13 protein-coding genes are annotated in these 18,237 nt (G+C 61.9%); 10 read left to right on the top strand and 3 right to left on the bottom strand.

Annotated features, from left to right (window positions below):
• Positions 1-24 precede the first annotated feature (24 nt).
• Positions 25-3,375, top strand: a complete 3,351-nt coding sequence (locus NDK18_RS16240) for a protease pro-enzyme activation domain-containing protein (RefSeq protein ID WP_250628372.1) — start codon at positions 25-27, stop codon at positions 3,373-3,375.
• Positions 3,376-3,542: 167 nt separating this feature from the next.
• Positions 3,543-5,051, top strand: coding sequence for a sensor histidine kinase (locus tag NDK18_RS16235; protein ID WP_250628371.1), 1,509 nt, complete (start codon positions 3,543-3,545; stop codon positions 5,049-5,051).
• Here NDK18_RS16235 and NDK18_RS16230 read toward each other — a convergent pair.
• Both NDK18_RS16230 and NDK18_RS16225 read right to left on the bottom strand, forming a co-directional pair.
• Positions 4,950-5,666 carry a response regulator transcription factor gene (locus NDK18_RS16230; protein WP_250626467.1) on the bottom strand — a complete coding sequence of 239 codons (717 nt, stop codon included), beginning with the start codon at positions 5,664-5,666 and terminating at the stop codon, positions 4,950-4,952. The two genes, NDK18_RS16235 and NDK18_RS16230, sit on opposite strands and share 102 nt — an antisense overlap.
• 141 nt (positions 5,667-5,807) lie before the next feature.
• The gene (locus tag NDK18_RS16225; protein WP_250626466.1) at positions 5,808-6,899 is read right to left on the bottom strand and encodes a LacI family DNA-binding transcriptional regulator; all 1,092 of its coding nucleotides are present in this window, start codon (positions 6,897-6,899) and stop codon (positions 5,808-5,810) included.
• 342 nt (positions 6,900-7,241) lie between these two features.
• Between NDK18_RS16225 and NDK18_RS16220 the strand changes: the two genes are divergently transcribed.
• Genes NDK18_RS16220 through NDK18_RS16185 form a run of 8 tightly spaced genes read left to right on the top strand, consistent with a single transcriptional unit; the run spans position 7,242 to position 15,646 of the window.
• Entirely contained in the window at positions 7,242-8,438 is a 1,197-nt protein-coding gene (locus NDK18_RS16220) for a Gfo/Idh/MocA family protein (RefSeq protein ID WP_250628370.1), read from the top strand.
• Positions 8,435-9,652 (top strand): nucleoside permease, encoded by a 1,218-nt coding sequence (locus NDK18_RS16215; RefSeq protein ID WP_250626464.1) that lies wholly within the window; start codon positions 8,435-8,437, stop codon positions 9,650-9,652. The genes NDK18_RS16220 and NDK18_RS16215 overlap by 4 nt, the downstream gene beginning before the upstream one ends.
• Before the next feature lie 36 nt (positions 9,653-9,688).
• Positions 9,689-10,582, top strand: a complete 894-nt coding sequence (locus tag NDK18_RS16210) for a sugar phosphate isomerase/epimerase family protein (RefSeq protein WP_250626463.1) — start codon at positions 9,689-9,691, stop codon at positions 10,580-10,582.
• Between the two features lie 19 nt (positions 10,583-10,601).
• Entirely contained in the window at positions 10,602-12,293 is a 1,692-nt protein-coding gene (locus NDK18_RS16205) for a GMC oxidoreductase (RefSeq protein WP_250626462.1), read from the top strand.
• Positions 12,294-12,304: 11 nt separating this feature from the next.
• Positions 12,305-12,895: a gluconate 2-dehydrogenase subunit 3 family protein gene (locus tag NDK18_RS16200; protein ID WP_250628369.1), complete on the top strand. Its 591-nt coding sequence runs from the start codon at positions 12,305-12,307 to the stop codon at positions 12,893-12,895.
• Entirely contained in the window at positions 12,892-13,947 is a 1,056-nt protein-coding gene (locus NDK18_RS16195) for a sugar phosphate isomerase/epimerase family protein (RefSeq protein WP_250626460.1), read from the top strand. The genes NDK18_RS16200 and NDK18_RS16195 overlap by 4 nt, the downstream gene beginning before the upstream one ends.
• A 2-nt stretch (positions 13,948-13,949) precedes the next feature.
• On the top strand, positions 13,950-14,855 hold the full coding sequence (locus tag NDK18_RS16190; protein WP_250626459.1) for a hydroxypyruvate isomerase family protein: 906 nt from the start codon (positions 13,950-13,952) through the stop codon (positions 14,853-14,855).
• 20 nt (positions 14,856-14,875) lie between these two features.
• On the top strand, positions 14,876-15,646 hold the full coding sequence (locus NDK18_RS16185; protein ID WP_250626458.1) for a 3-keto-disaccharide hydrolase: 771 nt from the start codon (positions 14,876-14,878) through the stop codon (positions 15,644-15,646).
• Between the two features lie 57 nt (positions 15,647-15,703).
• Here NDK18_RS16185 and NDK18_RS16180 read toward each other — a convergent pair whose 3' ends face one another.
• Positions 15,704-18,004: a hypothetical protein gene (locus tag NDK18_RS16180; RefSeq protein ID WP_250628368.1), complete on the bottom strand. Its 2,301-nt coding sequence runs from the start codon at positions 18,002-18,004 to the stop codon at positions 15,704-15,706.
• Between the last annotated feature and the right edge of the window lie 233 nt (positions 18,005-18,237).

Genomic DNA, 18,237 nt, shown 5'->3' with positions numbered 1-18,237 from the left:
CGCCCTATTCGGGGAGACAACAACATGACGTTCTATCGATGTGGCGGCTTGCTCGCCACGGCTTTCCTGTTGCTTGGAATTGGCGTTCCACTGGGCGCCCATGCTGCTGCGGCACCAACCCATGCTTCACTGGCTTTTGCGCCGGATACCGCGCGAATTACCAACGCGGTCGACAACACGCGCCTGACCACCGTGCAAGGCAGCCACTCCTTCAAGGCGCTGACCGCCGCTGACCAGGGTCCGGTGGCAGACATCAAGCCGATTCGCAACATGACCCTGGTGCTCAAGCGCAGTACGCAGAAACAAAGCCGTTTCGACGCCTATGTCACCGAACTCAATAGCCCCAGTTCGGCGAAGTACCATAAGTGGCTGACCGCGAAACAGATCGGCACCATGTTCGGTCCGGCGCAATCGGATATTGATAAGGTCACCAGTTGGCTTCGCTCGCAAGGCCTGACCGTCAACGAAGTGCTGCCGACGGGCATGATGATCCGCTTCTCCGGCACCTCGGGCCAAGTGCGTACCGCCTTCCACACCCAGCTGCACAACTTCACCAGCAATGGTGAATCGCATTTCGCCAACGTCACCGATCAGCAGATTCCCGAGGCGCTGGCGCCGGTGGTGGAAGGCGTTGCATCGCTGAACAATTTCTTCCCGAAACCGCAGCACCACGATGTCGCTACAGTGAGCAAGGACAAGCATACCGGCCAGTGGAAGACGGTATCGACCAGCCCCGATTTCACCGTGCCGCCCGGTACACAGAATCCCAGCGTCACCTATGACGTGGTGCCGGCGGATTTCAACAAGATCTACAATGTCGAGCCCTTGTGGGGCCAGGCCACGCCGGTTCGCGGTGCCGGCCAGACCGTCGCCGTGCTGGAGCGCACCGATGTGCAGCCACAGGACGTCACGACCTTCCGCACCGCGTTTCTGCCGCCCGATGCCAAGGGCGTCATCAGTTATGTGCATCCACAGGGGAAATTCGGTCTCGACCTCATTGACCCGACCTGCAACGATCCGGGCACGAACGGCGACGAGGGCGAAGCGGCGCTCGACGTGGAATGGATCGGTGCGGCCGCGCCCGACGCCAATATCGTGTTCGCGTCCTGCGACGACACCAATAGCCCGCAGTTCGGCCCTTTCACGGCGGCCTTGAACCTGCTCGACAATCCCGATGTGCCCCCTCCTTCGGTATTCAGCCTGAGCTACGGCGAGTGCGAAGTTCTCAGCCTCAATAATGTCGTGAAGGACGTCGGGCTGCTCTGGGAACAGGCTGCCGCCGAGGGTGTCACCGTCTACGTGTCCTCGGGCGATGCAGGCTCCGCCGGCTGCGATCAGAACCAAGCGACTGCATCGTTCGGCGTCACCGTCAATGCCATGTCGTCGACACCGTGGAATGTGTCGGTGGGTGGCACGGATTTCGACGACGTGGGCAAGACCCAGAACTACTGGACCTCGACCAACCTGCCCGGCGGCCTCTCGGCTGTGAGCTATATCCCCGAGCAGACCTGGAACGACTCCTGCGCAAGCAGCAAGCTCGACGCCGAGTTGAAGATCAAGAACGGTGTCAAGGCGTGCAACAGCGCCGCGGGACAGCAGTTCATGAACACCACCGGTGGTAGCGGCGGCCCTAGCGCGTTCTGGCTTCAGCCGCCGTGGCAGACCGACATCTACGGTGCGCCGACCAATCAGGTTCGCATGCAGCCTGATATTTCCCTGTTCGCTGCCAATGGCATCTATGGCCACGCGCTGGTGTTCTGCATGTCCGATGCGAGCGTCGGTGGCACCGCGTGCGACTACAGCAATCCTGACAATGTGCTCTTCAACAGTGCCGGTGGCACATCGTTCGCGGCGCCGGCGATGGCCGGCATCCAGGCACTGATCAACCAGGCAACGCAGGAGAGCCACGGCAACGTCGCACCGGCGCTGTACGCGATTGCCACCAAGGAGTACGGCACCAACGCCTCGCCGAACACCGCCATGGTCAATGCCTGTAATTCGTCCAACGGCACTTCGATCGACAGTGCCTGCGTGTTCAACGACGTGACCCAGGGCGATATCGACGTGCCCTGCTTTGCAGGCGCGGCCGATTGCTACTCCGGTGCAAAGGGCAATACTTTCGGGGTTCTCAGCGAAGGTGGCGATATCGCGCTGGCGCCGGCATGGAAAACCAACGCTGGGTATGACTATGCCACGGGCCTTGGAAGCGCCAACGTGACCAACCTGGTCAATGCGATGATCAAGTACGACCAGACCTCCCGCGGGCTGGGCAACGCGGCACCCGGCGATTTCCTGAATCCGTTCTCCGTGGGCGCCGACAACTACAGCGACATCGCGCTGGTCGATCCGGTTGCGGGCATCTTCACCGACATGGCCATGAAGGGCAGCGTCATGCTGCGTACGGGGACACAGTCGGTCACCCCGGGCTTTACCATTGGTGCGAATGCAGGTTTGTTCGTACACAACAGTGGTGCTACAACGACGCAGAGCGCCATTGGCTTCAGCTATGCCAGTCTTGCCTGGACCGGCCCGGATCACCAGCTTCATGTGTGGTTGTCCGATGGCTTCGGTGGTCCGAACCAGTACCTTCCCTACGTATTGGGCGAACCGTATTCGCCGGATTGGACGCTGGTAGGTTCCGGCGACTTCAACGGTCCGGACCAATGTGGCGACCGTCAAGCCGATCTGCTGTGGCACAACGACAGCACCGGCGAAATCAGCTGGTGGGATCTGAGCCTGGGCTTCCTCATCGGCAGGAACGGGCCCGAACGTCGCGTCAACGCCAACGTCGGTCCAACGCTCGCCGCTCCATCAGGCTCCGTGCCAACCATCGCGGACGTCGACGGCGACGGCTACGCCGACATCGTTTGGACCCGTCCGGATGACAACAGCGTCACGGTGTGGATAAACAACCACGCTGGTAATTTCGTCTCGCATCGGATCGCCGATCACCAGCCTGGCTTCGTCCTGTACGGTGCCGGCGATGTCAATGGCGATGGCAAGACCGACCTGATCTGGACCAAGCCCGACGCCAACAAGATGTCGTGGTGGATCATGAATGGCTTCACCGTCGTGGATCAGCAAACCCTCAAGGTGAAGGCCGGTTACACCATGTCGAGCATCGCCGACTACGATGGTGACGGCCTGGCCGACATTCTGTGGGTGGATACCACCGGTCATGCTTTTGAGTGGCAGGGCACCGGCGGCGCCTTCCAGTCCTTCCGTGTCACTGACAGCACCGGCAAGCCGGTGGTGATTCCGGCCGGCATGAAGGTGCAGCCGGTTCGTCTGCAGGGCACGGCGGCAGCCGGCGGCGTGGATGTTATCGCCTCCTTGAACCAGAGCGAAGCCTGCAAGGCCCCCCCTGCCGACTGAGCCACGATGCTCATGAGGTGTTGTAAGAACAGGCCGGGCTCTCATGCCCGGCCTGTTCGTATCAGTCCATGTGGCTTCAATCGCAAGTTCTTTCGCTCGTAGAAGACGTAGCATTGTGCGGCCGAGTGCGTCCGCCCTAGCCATGCACGCTATCAACGAGAATCACGATGTGGCATCGCCTGCAAGCCTGGTTGAATCGTTTGCCGATCACCGATCCCGTTGATCGCCGCAACGCTGTTTTCCTGCAACTCTTCCTGGCCTATCAAGGCTGCCGCACACCGCTGATAAAGATCTACCTGCTGACGTCGGAGTGGGATTACATGACGTCGACCTTCTTCAGCAGGACAGTTGTGTCCAGGGACTTGTCCATCGCCGTGGATCTTGGCACGGACCTGGCGATCACGATGGCCGCGTGGTTTGGTTTCTATCTGATCCGCGTGGGCAAATTCAGACAAGCTGTCACGCAGTTTCTCGCCACCCAGCTGATATCGGGCCTGTTTGCCTATGCGGCATTTGGTTACAAAGTGACCCCGGGCGATACCTTGCTGCTCATATCGCTGGCGCTTGGCGGACTGATGCTTGGGCGTCGGGCGTTGTGGACGATCTATGTGTCCATCCTGGTGATCTGCGCCACGGGGATGACCACCGACTACCTGCATGACCCGAGCCAGCACGCGAGCTTCTTCGCCGCCTATAACGGCCTGCTGTTCAGGCTTTTCAGCTACGCGTTGATCACCATCATCCTGGATCGAAGCATCGGCGCGTTGCGCGAAGCGCTGGCCGAATCCAACAGGCACCGGCAGCAGTTGCAACATGAAATGCTCGAGCGCGAGCGCGCGCAGGAGCAACTCCTGCACGCTCAGAAGATAAAAGCCATCGGCCAGTTGGCCCAGGGTATCGCGCATGATTTCAACAACGTGCTTGGCATCGTGCTCGGCTTCGCCAGGGAGCGTCATCGCCTGGATGAACCTGGCGCGGAACTGGGCACCGATGCGCAGGCCTTGGGCCAGGCCCTGCTGGGCGTGGAGATGGCCGCGCGGCGAGCCGATGCGATCAACCGCAAGCTGTTGAACTTCAGTCGTCGCGACACGACCCGGATCGAGATCTTCGATGCGGTAGAGGCGGTTCTGGATCTGAAGCCGATGCTTCGCCAACTGTTTCCGTCAGCGGTGCGGCTGCATTTCCAGGCGCCGGATCGCCCTTTCCGGATTTCGTTCGACCGCAGTCAGTTTGAGCTCGCGATATTGAACATCGCTTCCAACGCGCGCGACGCGATGCCTCACGAGGGAACGTTCGAAGTTGCTATCGCCGCGGATGGTCCCAAGGCGATCGAACTGAAACTGAGCGACAACGGTATCGGTATGTCCGAAGAGATGAAGTTGCGGATTTTCGAGCCATTCTTCACCACCAAACCGGTGGGCAGCGGCACGGGCGTGGGCCTTACCGTGGTCCACAACCTCGTTCACAACGCGAACGGAAGCATCCAGGTAGAAAGCGAACCGGGAAAGGGCACGACCTTTCGCATCCGTCTTCCCGCCGTGGAGGTAGACCCGGCCGGATCAGGTCGAACAAGATCAGGACAGCACGAAGACATAGCCCTCTCCATGCACGGCATTGAGCGGCAACGGCATGCCGAGCACACGTTGCACCTTCTTGCGCAAGCGGTGGACCAGTGAATCAAGCCGGTGCGGATCGAAGTCGTAGGCGTTGTCGGTCAATGTCCTGATCAGATCAGTGCGCGAAATCGCCTGATTCGGACTCTCGAAGAACTTTGCCAGTAGTCGACCTTCCGTCTTGGTCAGCGCGACCACATCGCTGCCGGGCGAAAGCAGACACCAGCCATCGGCATCCAGGTGCCAACGACCAGCGCCAGGTGTTGGCGTCGTGCGCAAACGGCGCGCGAGGCTGTAGATCGTCGCCACCAGCAAGTCGACGTCCACGGGTTTGGACAAATAGGCGTCCGCACCCTCGACCAAGCCGCGCACATGGTCGATCTTGCCGCTGCGTCCGGTCAACATGACGATGCCGACATCGTTCATCTGTGCATGCAGGCGGCGGGCAACCTCGAATCCGTCGGCATCGGGCAAGCCCACATCGAGTATGAGGATGTCCGGCCATGCAGTGGCTGTGTACACGTCGAGCTCAGCCGCCGTCCCTATCGCGGCCACTTCGAATCCAAAGCTGCGCAATTGCGGCACCAGCACGCGATCACGCAGCAATTCATCGTCTTCGAGCAGGAGCACTCGCAGTGGAGCTGCGACCACAGGTTTGGGCAGATTCGTCGGCGTCATGAGTTAGTCCAGCCAGCAGCATCGTTTCTACCCGATTGAACTCTTGAAAGCTCCATTGGAAATGTGACGGATGCCAAGTATCCAGTGATCGGCTTGATCGGTGATCGCGATCCGATCTGGTGGCTAGCCGCTCAATGGCGGTCAAACTATGTGAGATCGGGCACCGGTCGCACGGGGCGCCGTTGATCCTCGCACTACCAGGTCAGCCGACAGCACCCGCTTACGCGCTGGCACCTCTGGGTCGTTCAGCAGTTCGATCATCATGGTCATCGCTTCCCGCCCCAGCGCATGCTTAGGCTGCGCGACGGTGGTCAACGATGGGGAGGTGTAGCGCGCAAATCGGATATCGTCGAAGCCAACGACGGAGACATCCTCCGGTACGCGCAGGCCGTGCGAGATCAAGGCGCGCATCGCGCCGATCGCCATTTCATCGTTGGAGCAGAACACCGCGCTGAACGATTGCCCTTGCGAAAGGAACAGCTCGATGGCGCGCTCGCCCGCTTCGATCGAAAAGTCGCCCACGACGGTCAGCGCGGGGTTGGCAGGAATCTTCGCCCTGTGCAGGGCCAGACGGTAGCCCTGTTCGCGGTCCACGCATATCGGGCTCGACGAAGGACCGGCGATGAAGGCAATATCGCGGTGCCCTAGCGTAACCAGATAATCGACCGCGGCGCCTGCCGCGGTGACGTTATCGATATAGACGCTGGAAATCTTGTTGTCCTTGACGTACTCGCAAGCATTGACCACGGGCAGGCGGCCGTCGATGGGAATTGCCGGCACGCGATGGGACATGGTGATGATGCCGTCGGCCTGACGCCCCGCGACCATGTCGGCGTAGGCCTGCTCGCGGACCAGGCTGCTCTGCGTCTCGCCCAGTAGCACCGAATAGCCGTTCTCATACGCGACCTGTTCGATGCCGCGGATGACCTCCGAGAAAAACGGGTTGGCGATGTCGGGGAGCAAGGCGATGACCAGTCGCGTCCGCGCCGTGCGCAGATTGCGCGCCAACGCATTGGGCGTGTAGCCCAGGCGCTTGACGACTTCGTGAATACGCAGGCGAGTCGCTTCGCTGACGAGCTCAGGTCGCTGCAAGGCGCGCGACACGGTTGCCACCGAAACCTTGGCGATGGCGGCGATTTCCTTGACCGTCCGGACACGCCCAGGCTGCGGCGCAGCATTTGTAAGCTCGCCCTCGGCGCTCTGCCGCTTACGCTTGGATCCCTCCGCACTCACCCGTTCCAGCCCCCTTTATCGCCACTTTACCCTGGACAATACCAGCCGGCAGCGCCCTGGAACGAAATGTCCAAAGAGGTCATCCCGGCCGATATTTGTGCAGTGCAATGTAATGGATTACATGAAATCGTTGCACCACCATCTTCACATCTGCTACATAAGTTGCCACATTTATAGCGCTTCAACGAGAAGGGGCCTGACGCGCGAGTCCACCCCCATCCAAGAAGAACAGCAAAAGCTAGTGTTTATGCGGATGTAATCGAATACATTCGAAGGACAGCAGTATCTCGGAGGGGAAATGGCACGCCAGTCCATATCGACCAGCGCCAGGGCAGTAACCCAATGAAGAAACTCGGCATGGGGCTCGTCGGCCCCGGCTTCATCGCCGCGCATCACCTGGATGCCGTGCGTCGCCTGGGTAACGTCCAGATCATCGGTATTGCTGGCTCCAGCCCCGAATCGGCAAAAAAGCGGGCGCGCGAACTGAATGCCGGGCGAGGCTACGCCAGCTATCAGGAACTGCTGGCCGACCCTTCCGTGCAGGTGGTTCACAACACCACGCCCAATCACTTGCATAGGGAGGTCTCACTGGCCGCGCTGCATGCCGGCAAGCACGTGATCTCCGACAAGCCACTGGCCAGCAGTACGTCCGAAGCGCGGGAACTGTACGAAGCCGCGCGCAAAGCCCAGGTGGCCCACGTCGTCACCTTCAACTATCGCGGCTACCCGCTTGTCCAGCAGGCGCGCGCGATGATCGCCAAGGGCAAGGTCGGCCCGGCGGTGTTCGTACACGGGTGCTACTTGCAGGATTGGCTGACCGACGAGCGCGCTTATTCCTGGCGCCTGGATCCCAAGCTGGGCGGCGCCAGTTCCGCGCTCGGCGACATCGGCTCGCACTGGTGCGACCTGGCCGAGCACGTGACCGGCGCGCGCATCACTTCGGTGCTTGCCGATCTGCACACGGCCGTACCGGTCCGCGAGGCGCCGGCTGCTTCGCCGAAGGCTTTCGCAGGCTCCGCCAAATCGGCGCCACGGCGCAAGGTCAAGATCACCAGCGAAGATATCGCCAGCGTGCTGCTGCGTTTCGACAACGGCGCGCGCGGCTGCGTCACCGTGGGCCAAGTGCTCCCCGGCCACAAGAACGACCTGCGCCTGGAGGTTAACGGGCGCCTGGCCTCGCTGGCGTGGCGGCAAGAGCAGCCCAATGAACTGTGGATCGGCCACCACGCGCAGGCAAATACGCTGCTGACGCGAGACCCCGCGCTGCTTGATCCGGTCGCGCGCGGCTACGCGCATCTACCCGCGGGCCACCCGGAAGCCTGGGCGGATGCCTTCCGCAACCTGATGGCCGACGCCTATGCGTGGATTGGACGCGGTGGTACACCCGAAACCAAGCCCGCCGCGCTACCCACGTTCGCCGACGGCTATCGCAACAGCCTGCTGGTCGAGGCGATGCTCAACAGCCACGCCGCGGGCGGGGTATGGCAGCACGTCGAAGATCCACTCGAAGCACGACGCACAAAGGGGAAACGGGGATGAAGTGGCGCCTTAGGGTAATGATGCTGTTCGAGTTCGCGATCTGGGGCGCCTGGTACGTCACGGTCGGCACCTGGCTTGGCCAGACACTGCATTTCAGCGGCAAGGAAATCGGCGCCATAGCCGGCACCACGGCCATTGGTGCGATGATCTCGCCGCTGTTCGTGGGACTGCTTGCCGACCGCTTGTTCGATACGCGCCGTGTGCTCGTCATATTGCACATCGTCGGCGCCGTCCTGCTGGTGGTCGCCGCCCAACAGACCTCGTTCGGCGTGCTGTATGCCGCACTGCTCGCCTACAGCCTCTGCTACATGCCGACGCTGGCGCTCACCACCTCCCTCGCCATGCGGCACATCAATGATCCGCAGGAGGAATTTGGCGCGATCCGCGTGTTCGGCACCATCGGCTGGATCATCATGGGCCTGATCGTCGGCGCCTGGGGCGTGGAAGCCACCGCGTCACCCCTGCACCTGGCCGCCGGACTTTCCCTCGCCATGGCAGGCTACTGCTTCACCCTGCCCCCCACGCCGCCGCTCGCCCGCGACCAGCGCTTCAGTATCCGCACGGTGCTTCCGCTTGAGTCCCTGCACCTGCTGCGCGACCGCTCGATGGCGGTGTTCGCGCTCGCCTCGTTCCTGATCTGCATTCCGCTGCAGTTCTACTACGCGTTCACCAACCTGTTCCTCAACGAGATTGGCGTGGTCAACGCCGCCGGCAAGATGACTGGCGGGCAGATGTCGGAAATTCTCTGCATGCTGCTGATCCCCTGGTTCTTCCGGCGCCTGGGCGTCAAGTACATGCTCGCCGTGGGCATGCTGGCCTGGGTGGTGCGCTATGCCATGTTTGCCTTCGGCGGCACCGGCGAGCTGATGTGGATGCTCTGGCTCGGCATCATCCTTCACGGCATTTGCTTCGACTTCTTCTTTGTCGTCGGCCAGATCTATATCGATCGCGAAGCGCCGACCGCTTTGCGTGCGGCAACGCAGGGGCTGATCACCTTCCTGACGTACGGCCTTGGCATGTTCGTCGGCTCGTGGCTGTCCGGGGTGGCGGTAGACACCTATGCGCGGACCAACGCCCAGGGCGTGGTTACGCACGACTGGCACGGCATCTGGATGCTCGCCGGTGGCTGCGCCGCCGTCGTGCTCGTTTTGTTCGTATTGCTGTTCAAGGATCGCAAGGTGAAGGCAGGCAACCCCGCCGCCGTCGCCACCTGACCCAACCCCTCCATCCCCATCGGCGGAGAACCGTACATGATGAATCGCAGGCAGTTCCTGGCTCGTTCCGCGCTGTTCGGCTCGGCGGCGTGGCTTACCCTTGGCGCACCCGGCAAGCTCCTTGCCGCAGCCTCGCAGGGCAAGCCGCTCGGCATCCAGCTCTACATGGTGCTGAAGGCCTACCAGGACGATCCCCTGGGTGCGCTCAAGACGCTCAAGGCGATTGGCTACACGGAAATCGAAGCCATCGTCACCAGCACGGCCAAGACCCTGCGCGATCAGTTGAACGAAACCGGCTTGCGGTCTCCTAGCATGCACTTCGACAGCCTCGGCTTCGAATCCGGTATCGACGCGGCACACACGCTTGGCTCGCAGTTCATCGTCAGCAGCATGCTGCCGGCGATCATGCAGAAGGAACAGGCCGCGAAGGGAAAGAGCGCGCCGGAGCCGACCTACTCACTGGACGAGGCCAAGCGGGCGGCGGAGTACGCCAACCGCCTCGGCGAAAAGGCCAAGCAGGCGGGACTGCAATACGCCTATCACAACCACCATCTGGAATTTACCGACGTGGGCGGCGGGCAGACGTTCTACGACGTGCTGTTGAAGGAAACCGACCACAAGCTCGTCCAGTTCGAGCTCGACTGCGGCTGGGTCCACGCGGGCGGCAAGAACCCGGCGGATATCTTCAAGGCCAACCCCGGCCGCATCCCGTTGATGCATGCCAAGGATTTCCTGCCCGGCGCCAACGACAAGAATAACTATCCAGGCGCGGAACTTGGCCGCGGCACGCTCGACTACAAACCGATCATGGCGGCGGCGGACACCTCCGGACTGAAGCATTGCTTCGTCGAACAGGAAGGCCCCTTCGACCGCATGAGCCAGCTCGACGCCGCGCGCGTCGATTTCGCCTACCTGCGCCCGATGCGCTGAACCGGATCAAGGCAGACACATGGAAAAGAACACATTCGACGCCATCGTCGTCGGTACCGGCGTCAGTGGCGGCTGGGCCGCCAAGGAACTGACCGAGAAGGGTCTGAAGACCCTGGTGCTCGATCGCGGACCCATGGTCAAGCACGGCGATTACCCCACCGCCATGAAAGCACCGTGGGAGCTGCCCTACGCCGACGAGCCCACCCAGGAAGACATCAAGCGCCACCCGAAACACACGCGCCCGTCGTTCTATGGCATCACGCAGTCGACCAAGCACTGGTTCGTCGACGACCTGGACAACCCGTACGAGGAAACCAAGCCCTTCGACTGGTTCCGCGGCTACCACGTGGGTGGACGCTCCCTGATGTGGGGCCGGCAAAGCTACCGCTTCAGCGAAATGGATTTCGAGGCGAACGGCAAGGACGGCGTGGGCGTGGACTGGCCCATCCGCTACAAGGACCTCGCCCCCTGGTACGACTACGTCGAGCACTTCATCGGCGTCAGCGGCTCGACTGAGAACATGGCGCAGCTTCCCGATGGCCAGTTCCTCAAGCCGATGGAACTGAATTGCGTGGAGAAGGATTTCCAGGGCAAGCTGGGCGAGAAGTTCAGCCGCAAGCTGATCATCGGCCGCACGGCGAACCTGTCCGAGCCGCTCAAGCACGACCAGAGCCCGCAGCGTGGTACGTGCCAGTATCGCAACCTGTGCATGCGCGGCTGTCCTTTCGGCGGTTATTTCAGCAGCAACTCGTCAACGCTGCCCTCCGCCGAGAGAACCGGCAACATGACGATCGTCACCAACGCCATCGTCTACGAGCTGATCTACGACAACGCCAAGGGCAAGGCGACCGGCGTGCGCGTGCTCGATGCCGAAACCGGCCACCAGACCGAATACTTCGCGCGGGTGATATTCCTTAACGCATCCACCTTCGGCACCACGCACATCCTGCTCAATTCCGTATCCAGCCGCTTCCCCAACGGCTTCGGCAACGACAGCGGCGAAGTGGGCCACAACATCATGGACCACATCTTCGGCAATGGCGCGCACGCGCTGGTGGAAGGCCATGAAGACCGCTATTACTCCGGGCGCCGGCCCAATGGCTTCTACATCCCGCGCTACCGTAATGTCGGTGCCGACAAGCGAAAATACCTGCGCGGCTTCGGTTACCAGGGTGGCGCAAGTCGCAGCGACTGGACGCGCCTGGTCGACCAGGCAGTGCTGGGCGCGGACCTCAAGAAAGCCGCGGAAAATCCCGGCCCGTGGGGCGTGTCGATGATGGGCTTCGGCGAAATGCTGCCGAACCACAAGAACATGGTTACCCTCGATCGCAGGATCAAGGACAAGTACGGCTTGCCCGTACTCAACTTCGACGCCGTGCACCGGGAAAACGAACACCTGATGACCAAGGAAATGATCGACGACGCGCTGGAGATGTTCAACGCCGCCGGTTACAAGAACGCGCAAGCCTTCACCATGGAGGCCAACGTCGGCGCCGGCATCCACGAAATGGGTACCGCGCGCATGGGCCGCGACCCGAAGACCTCGGTACTGAACGCGTGGAACCAAATGCACGCCTGCAACAACGTGTTCATTACCGATGGCTCGGCCATGGCGTCGTCCGCCTGCCAGAACCCGTCGTTGACCTACATGGCGCTGACCGCACGCGCGGCCAGCCATGCGGTGGATGAACTCAAGCGCGGCAACATCTGAGGATATAAGCCATGAACCGTCGTGAATGGTTGAAAAGCATGTCCACGCTTGCGGTCGGTGCGGTCGCTGCACCTTCGTTGCTGGCCGTATTCGATGCCTTTGCCGCTTCGCAAAAGCCGGGGGCGGCTCCCGGGTTCTTTAGTCCGGCGCAAAGCAGCCTGATCGGCGCAGTGGCCGACATCGTGATCCCGCGCACCGATACCCCGGGGGCCGTCGATGCAGGCGTGCCTGCCTTCATCGATTCGATGTTCAAGGATGTCTATACCAAGAACGAGAAGGAGCGGTACCTCACCGCGCTGGCTGCGTTCGACCAGGCCGGCGGCAAACCGTTCCTGCAGCTGGACGAATCCCAGCGCAAGGCGCTGGTAAACAAGCTCCACGCGGAAGCCGTTGCCGTACCGCCCAATGCCAAGGTGCCGCCCGCGGCCGACTTCGTGCTGATGACCAAGAAGCTGACCATGCTGGGCTTCTTCATGTCCGAGCCTGGCTGCACGCAGGTGTTGCAGTACGTCGCAGTTCCCGGTGGTTTCAAGGCCGACATTCCGCTGTCCCAGGCGGGCAATGGCAAGGCATGGGCCGTTGAAACGGAACTGAAGATATGAAAACGCTCAAGGGTCCGGGCATCTTCCTTGCCCAGTATTCGCAGGATGTAGCGCCATTCAACACGCTTCCCGACATCGCCAAGTGGGCGGCGTCATTGGGCTTCGTCGGCGTGCAGATTCCCAGCAACGATCACCGCCTGTTCGATCTTGAGCAGGCGGCGGCAAGCAAGACGTATTGCGATGACATCACCGGCATGCTGGCCGAGCACGGGCTGGCGGTGACCGAGTTGTCGACACACTTGCAGGGGCAGCTGGTGGCCTCGCATCCTGCCTACGACCGCCTGTTCGATGGTTTCGCGCCGGTTGCACTGCGCGGACATACGGAGGAACGCCAGGCCTGGGCGGTGCAACAACTGAAGCTTGCGGCGAAGGCGAGCAAGCATCTCGGCCTGACTTCGCATGCAACCTTCTCCGGCGCGCTGGCATGGCATCTGTTCTACCCGTGGCCGCAGCGCCCTGCCGGGCTGGTCGAGGAAGCCTTTGCGGAACTGGCCAAGCGTTGGCGGCCCATCCTTGATGCCTTCGACGACGCCGGCGTCGATGTCTGCTATGAGCTTCACCCAGGCGAGGACCTGCACGATGGTGCTACTTTCGAGCGCTTCCTCGAAGCGGTGGGGAATCACCCACGCGCCAACATCCTCTACGACCCCAGCCACATGGTCCTGCAGCAGATGGACTATCTGGAATTCATCGACTTCTATCACGAGCGTATCCGCGCGTTCCACGTGAAGGATGCCGAGTTCCGCCCCAACGGGCGCGCGGGCGTCTACGGTGGCTACCAGAGCTGGATCGATCGTCCCGGGCGTTTCCGCTCGCTGGGCGACGGGCAGATCGATTTCAGGGCGATCTTCAGCAAAATGGCGCAGTACGGTTATCCAGGCTGGGCCGTGCTCGAGTGGGAGTGCTGCATCAAGGATGCCCAGCAAGGCGCGAAGGAAGGCGCGATCTTTATCCGCGACCACATCATCAAGGTCACCGAGCGCGCGTTCGACGATTTCGCCGCGACCGGTAACGACCGCGCGTTCAACCGCGACATCCTGGGACTCCAATAACCATGACCACACCGTCTACCGGCATCAGCCGCCGCGCCGCACTTGGTCGCCTCGCCGCCGGCGCGGCTGCTTTCGGCGCCATGCCGCTGCTCGCCTCCGCCGAAACCGCTCCCGGCAAGAAGGCCACGGGCAAGGCACCGCCCGGGCGCCTGAAGCAGTCGCTGAGCCGCTGGACGTCCAAGGCGCCGTTGCCCGAACTCTGCAAGCGCCTGAAGGCCCTGGGCTTCGCCGGCGTCGACCTGCTGTATGCGGATGAATGGGCGCAGGTGCTCGACAGCGGCCTGGCCGTGTCGATGGGTTACCCGACCAAGCGCGAGGATTTCATCACCTTCGGCTTCAACAACCCAGCCAACCATGCCACGCTGCTGAAGGAACTGGAAACGAGCATTCCGCTGGCCAAGAAGGCCGGGCTGACCAACGTGATCACCATGTTCGGTAACCGAACGGCGGGCATCGATGACCACCAGGCCCTCGACAACTGCGTGGCGGGCCTTTCCAAGATCGCACCCCTCGCGGCCGAGAACGGCATCACCCTGTGCGTGGAACTGCTGAACAGCAAGGTCGATCACCACGGCTACCAGGGCGACAGCACCGCGTTCGGCGTGGCGGTGATGAAAGGCATTGGCTCGCCCAACGTCAAGCTGCTCTACGACATCTATCACATGCAGATCATGGAAGGCGACGTGATCCGCACCATCCGCGACAACATCCAGTACATCGGGCATTTCCACACCGGCGGCGTGCCGGGTCGCCATGAGATCGACGGCACCCAGGAGCTCAACTACCACGCCATCGCAAAGGCGATCGCGGATCTGGATTACAAGGGCTTCATCGCGCACGAATTCATGCCGGCCCGCTCCGACCCATTCGACTCGTTTGCCGAAGCCTTCAAGATTTGCACGGTATGAACTTTCATCGAAGGATGACCATGAACCAGCGACGCGCGCTTTTCCTTGCTTTCTCCGTTGCAGCCGCATCGACATCCGCCTGGGCGCAGACCGACCCCAAGGCGACCGAGCAGTGGGAACCTGTACCCAAAGTAGTATCGCCGGGCAAGCAAAACAGTGCGCCGCCCTCCGACGCCATCGTCCTGTTCGACGGCCACGACCTTTCGAAATGGGAGGCATCGAAGGATCATTCCCCGGCGAACTGGAAGGTGCACGACGGCGTGGTAACCGTCGACAAGGCCACCGGCAACATCCAGACCAAGCAGAAGTTCACGAACTACCAGATTCACCTGGAGTGGCAGGTGCCCAAGGACATCACCGGCGACGGCCAGGCACGCGGCAACAGTGGCATGTACGTCGCATCCACAGGCCCTGGCGACGAAGGCTACGAGATCCAGATCCTGGACTCGTACAACAACAAGACCTACGTCAATGGACAGGCGGGCAGCGTCTACAAGCAGACACCACCGCTGGCCAACGCCATGCGCCCCCCTGGCGAATGGCAAACCTACGACGCCATCTGGACGGCGCCGGTGTTTGCCGCCGACGGCTCGCTGAAGTCACCGGCCTACATCACGCTGTTCCACAACGGCGTGCTGGTACAGAACCACGCCCAGCTTGCCGGCGAGACCCTCTATATCGGGAAGCCTAAATACAATGCGTACACCGAAGCACCCATCAAGCTCCAGGCGCACGGCGATCACTCGCAACCCATCAGCTTTCGCAATATCTGGGTGAGGCCGCTGGATTAAGCGGCTTTTGTTCGGAATCGGGCGCGCGGCTGTCTGGCAGGCCGCGACGCCCGTGCTTCAGACCGCTCCGTACAAGCCGCGTGCGTATTCGTATTCCGCCAGCATTTCCTCGAGGCTCAGCGCACGCGTCCAGACGGCGGCATAGCGAGTGAGGATGGCGCCCTGCTGGGTTGCATCGCCGCCGTCCTTCCATGCATTGATCAGCACCTTGCCGTTGAGCGGCCGGTTGGCGAGGCCGGCGTAAGTCTCCTCGCGCGGTGCTTCTTCGTAGCTTGGGCAGAGGAAGCGCACCGTGCCAGTGGCTGCATCAATCGAGACGATGGCGAAGCGGGGCTTGTAGCGTGTAGCCACTGCCTGGAAGGGACCGTTGGTTACAGCTTTTTCGCCACTGGCGAGGGCCAGGCGGAAGCTTGTCAGCTCCGAGTTGGCCACCGCCGTATCGTAGGAATGTTGTAGCGCCAGGCCGGCCTCATGAGGACTGAAGCCCTGGTAGGTACTCAGCGCACGCCCCGCGTTGCTTGACGGACCGACACCATATGGGCTGCAGAAGACGGCCGCGAAGGTGATGCTGGCAGTCTCGTCGATATCGGTCTGGAAGCCCTGGGTGTTGTTGGCCGACTGCACGCCCGAAGCTGTGAAGCTGGGCTTGCCGATCAGCTTGAGTGCCGCTCGGCCGCTGCCGGATCGATCGATGATGTCACTGCGCGCGTTGCCATTGAAATGCCATTCGCCTGCGGGCTGCACCCGGCCGACCCAGCCCAGGGCGACATCGGCAACCAGCGCGTAGTTGTGCATCGGTCGCACGGAGCCGTTGCTGGCCTTGTAGAAGTCCGCCTCGCCAGCGCTGTCGCGGATGTTGCTGCGCGGACCTGCATTGCGTCCAGCAAGGGAGGCGGGCTCAGCGGGGTCGCCCCAACCCAGCGTGATCTTCGCCGCGGTGCTCGGCAGGGCGATCTTGAGGGCTATCTGCAAGGTATCGCGAGCGATCACCCTTACCCCGGCGATGATGTTGTTGTCGCCAGGGCTGGCCGGCACGAGCTTGTTGTTGGCGTCGCGCACGTCCAGGCCATAGTTGCGCGTCGATGCGACCCAACTGGTGTCGATGGTCAGCACGCCGGCGGGCACGTTGAAGACCAGGTTGATCGTGCTGGCATTGACCCTGACCGCCGTCAGCATGTCCAGCGCCGGGTTGTTCAATGCTACGCCCGCCGAGCGGTCCTGGATCAATTGATAGAGAGCCCGTGCGAAATAGCGCCCCTGCCAGCGATGGCTTTCGTTATCGAGGTGAAGCATCGGCTGATCGCGCGCCGACTCGTCGACGTAATCGAACATGTACTGCGGATTGACCATGCGCAAGTAAGGGCTGGCAAGGCACGCGTCGCGCTGGGCCAATGCGATGAACGGATTGCAGAAGGCCAGGCTGGTGGCGCCATAGCTGTTGTGGCTGCAAACCTGCGCAATTAGCCAAAGCGGCCGCCAGCTCTGCTCGGGCAGGTAGACCTGGCTGAGCTTGAGCCAGTGCGCGCGTTCAAGCGCGGCAAGCTTGGTCTTGTAGCTGGCGCGTGTCTCGGAAAGGCCGGTGGAGTCGGCCTCGCCCTGCTGCCAGGTGGTTGCCAGCCAGCCGATATTGCTGGCGTCCTTCTTACCTTCGGCACGCATCAGCGCCAGCATCGAGGTAAGGCGAAGCTTGCTGTCGTCCCAACCCTGGTAGCCGCCGGGATTGTCGTCGTCAAGGAAGGTGGCAAAGTAACCGATCGGCCTGCCGCCCTCGCCGCTGGTGAAGGCGCTGTAGCGGCTGTACTGCGCCGATGCAGGCACGCCGCTGAGCGTAGCGGTGTACTCCACAAGGCCATCGGCGCAGGCATTGGTGCCTACTTCGCCGCCCGTGCCATGTCCACCGTCGTATTCCACCAGTGGGACCAGGCTGGTCATTGCGCTGGCATCGGTGCCGGGCCGCACGCCGCCATTGAAGGTGACGTTGGCATAGATCTGCTGCAACGTAAGCGCCGGGCGGCCACCCGTCCCTATTGCATTGGATTGACCGTGGAACATGATCAACTCTCGCCGCGAACGAATGATCGTTTCGTCCGCACTGATGACGAGATCGCCCGTTGGCATGACCGTAGCTGCCGAGGCAGACCGTTCAAATAGCCAGGACAACCCGAATGTACCTGTCATGCCGGCCAAGCCCAGGCCACCGGCAGTAAAGGCGCTGTGTCTAAGGAACTCGCGTCGTGGGAAATCCGGTCCCGCCGGTTCCGCAGCATCGGAGTTGCTACGCCATGGACGAAGGTCCAGGCCGCCATCCTCGCGATGCAGGCGCAGGGAGATACGCTTGAAGATCCAGGACTTTTTCATTGGGACGCAACTCCCCTTCGCCCGCGAAACGCGGTCGGGTTATGAAGGCGTGGATGACGTGTAACTCATCGACTTGTGCGTCGATGAAACAGCGGCCCTTGGATGAGCCGCTCATACGATGTAGCACGTGGATCGATCAAAGTATCTATCCGAACGCGTCAAAGACGACGTTCAGCGTACTTTTGCGAACTGCTAAGCAATCCGATGTGACGACCTCTTCGCAGTTCCCAGCG

This window comes from Pinirhizobacter soli (assembly GCF_015905305.1).
Taxonomy (GTDB): domain Bacteria; phylum Pseudomonadota; class Gammaproteobacteria; order Xanthomonadales; family Rhodanobacteraceae; genus Pinirhizobacter; species Pinirhizobacter soli.
The sequence above is the reverse complement of the archived record's forward strand: the minus strand, read 5'-3'. Positions and strand labels throughout refer to the sequence as shown.

Coding starts and splice junctions, on each gene's coding strand:
- NDK18_RS16240 (WP_250628372.1), top strand. CDS start 25: ATGACGTTCTATCGATGTGGCGGCTTGCTCGCCACGGCTTTCCTGTTG.
- NDK18_RS16235 (WP_250628371.1), top strand. CDS start 3,543: ATGTGGCATCGCCTGCAAGCCTGGTTGAATCGTTTGCCGATCACCGAT.
- NDK18_RS16230 (WP_250626467.1), bottom strand. CDS start 5,666: ATGACGCCGACGAATCTGCCCAAACCTGTGGTCGCAGCTCCACTGCGA.
- NDK18_RS16220 (WP_250628370.1), top strand. CDS start 7,242: ATGAAGAAACTCGGCATGGGGCTCGTCGGCCCCGGCTTCATCGCCGCG.
- NDK18_RS16215 (WP_250626464.1), top strand. CDS start 8,435: ATGAAGTGGCGCCTTAGGGTAATGATGCTGTTCGAGTTCGCGATCTGG.
- NDK18_RS16210 (WP_250626463.1), top strand. CDS start 9,689: ATGATGAATCGCAGGCAGTTCCTGGCTCGTTCCGCGCTGTTCGGCTCG.
- NDK18_RS16205 (WP_250626462.1), top strand. CDS start 10,602: ATGGAAAAGAACACATTCGACGCCATCGTCGTCGGTACCGGCGTCAGT.
- NDK18_RS16200 (WP_250628369.1), top strand. CDS start 12,305: ATGAACCGTCGTGAATGGTTGAAAAGCATGTCCACGCTTGCGGTCGGT.
- NDK18_RS16195 (WP_250626460.1), top strand. CDS start 12,892: ATGAAAACGCTCAAGGGTCCGGGCATCTTCCTTGCCCAGTATTCGCAG.
- NDK18_RS16190 (WP_250626459.1), top strand. CDS start 13,950: ATGACCACACCGTCTACCGGCATCAGCCGCCGCGCCGCACTTGGTCGC.
- NDK18_RS16185 (WP_250626458.1), top strand. CDS start 14,876: ATGAACCAGCGACGCGCGCTTTTCCTTGCTTTCTCCGTTGCAGCCGCA.
- NDK18_RS16180 (WP_250628368.1), bottom strand. CDS start 18,004: ATGAAAAAGTCCTGGATCTTCAAGCGTATCTCCCTGCGCCTGCATCGC.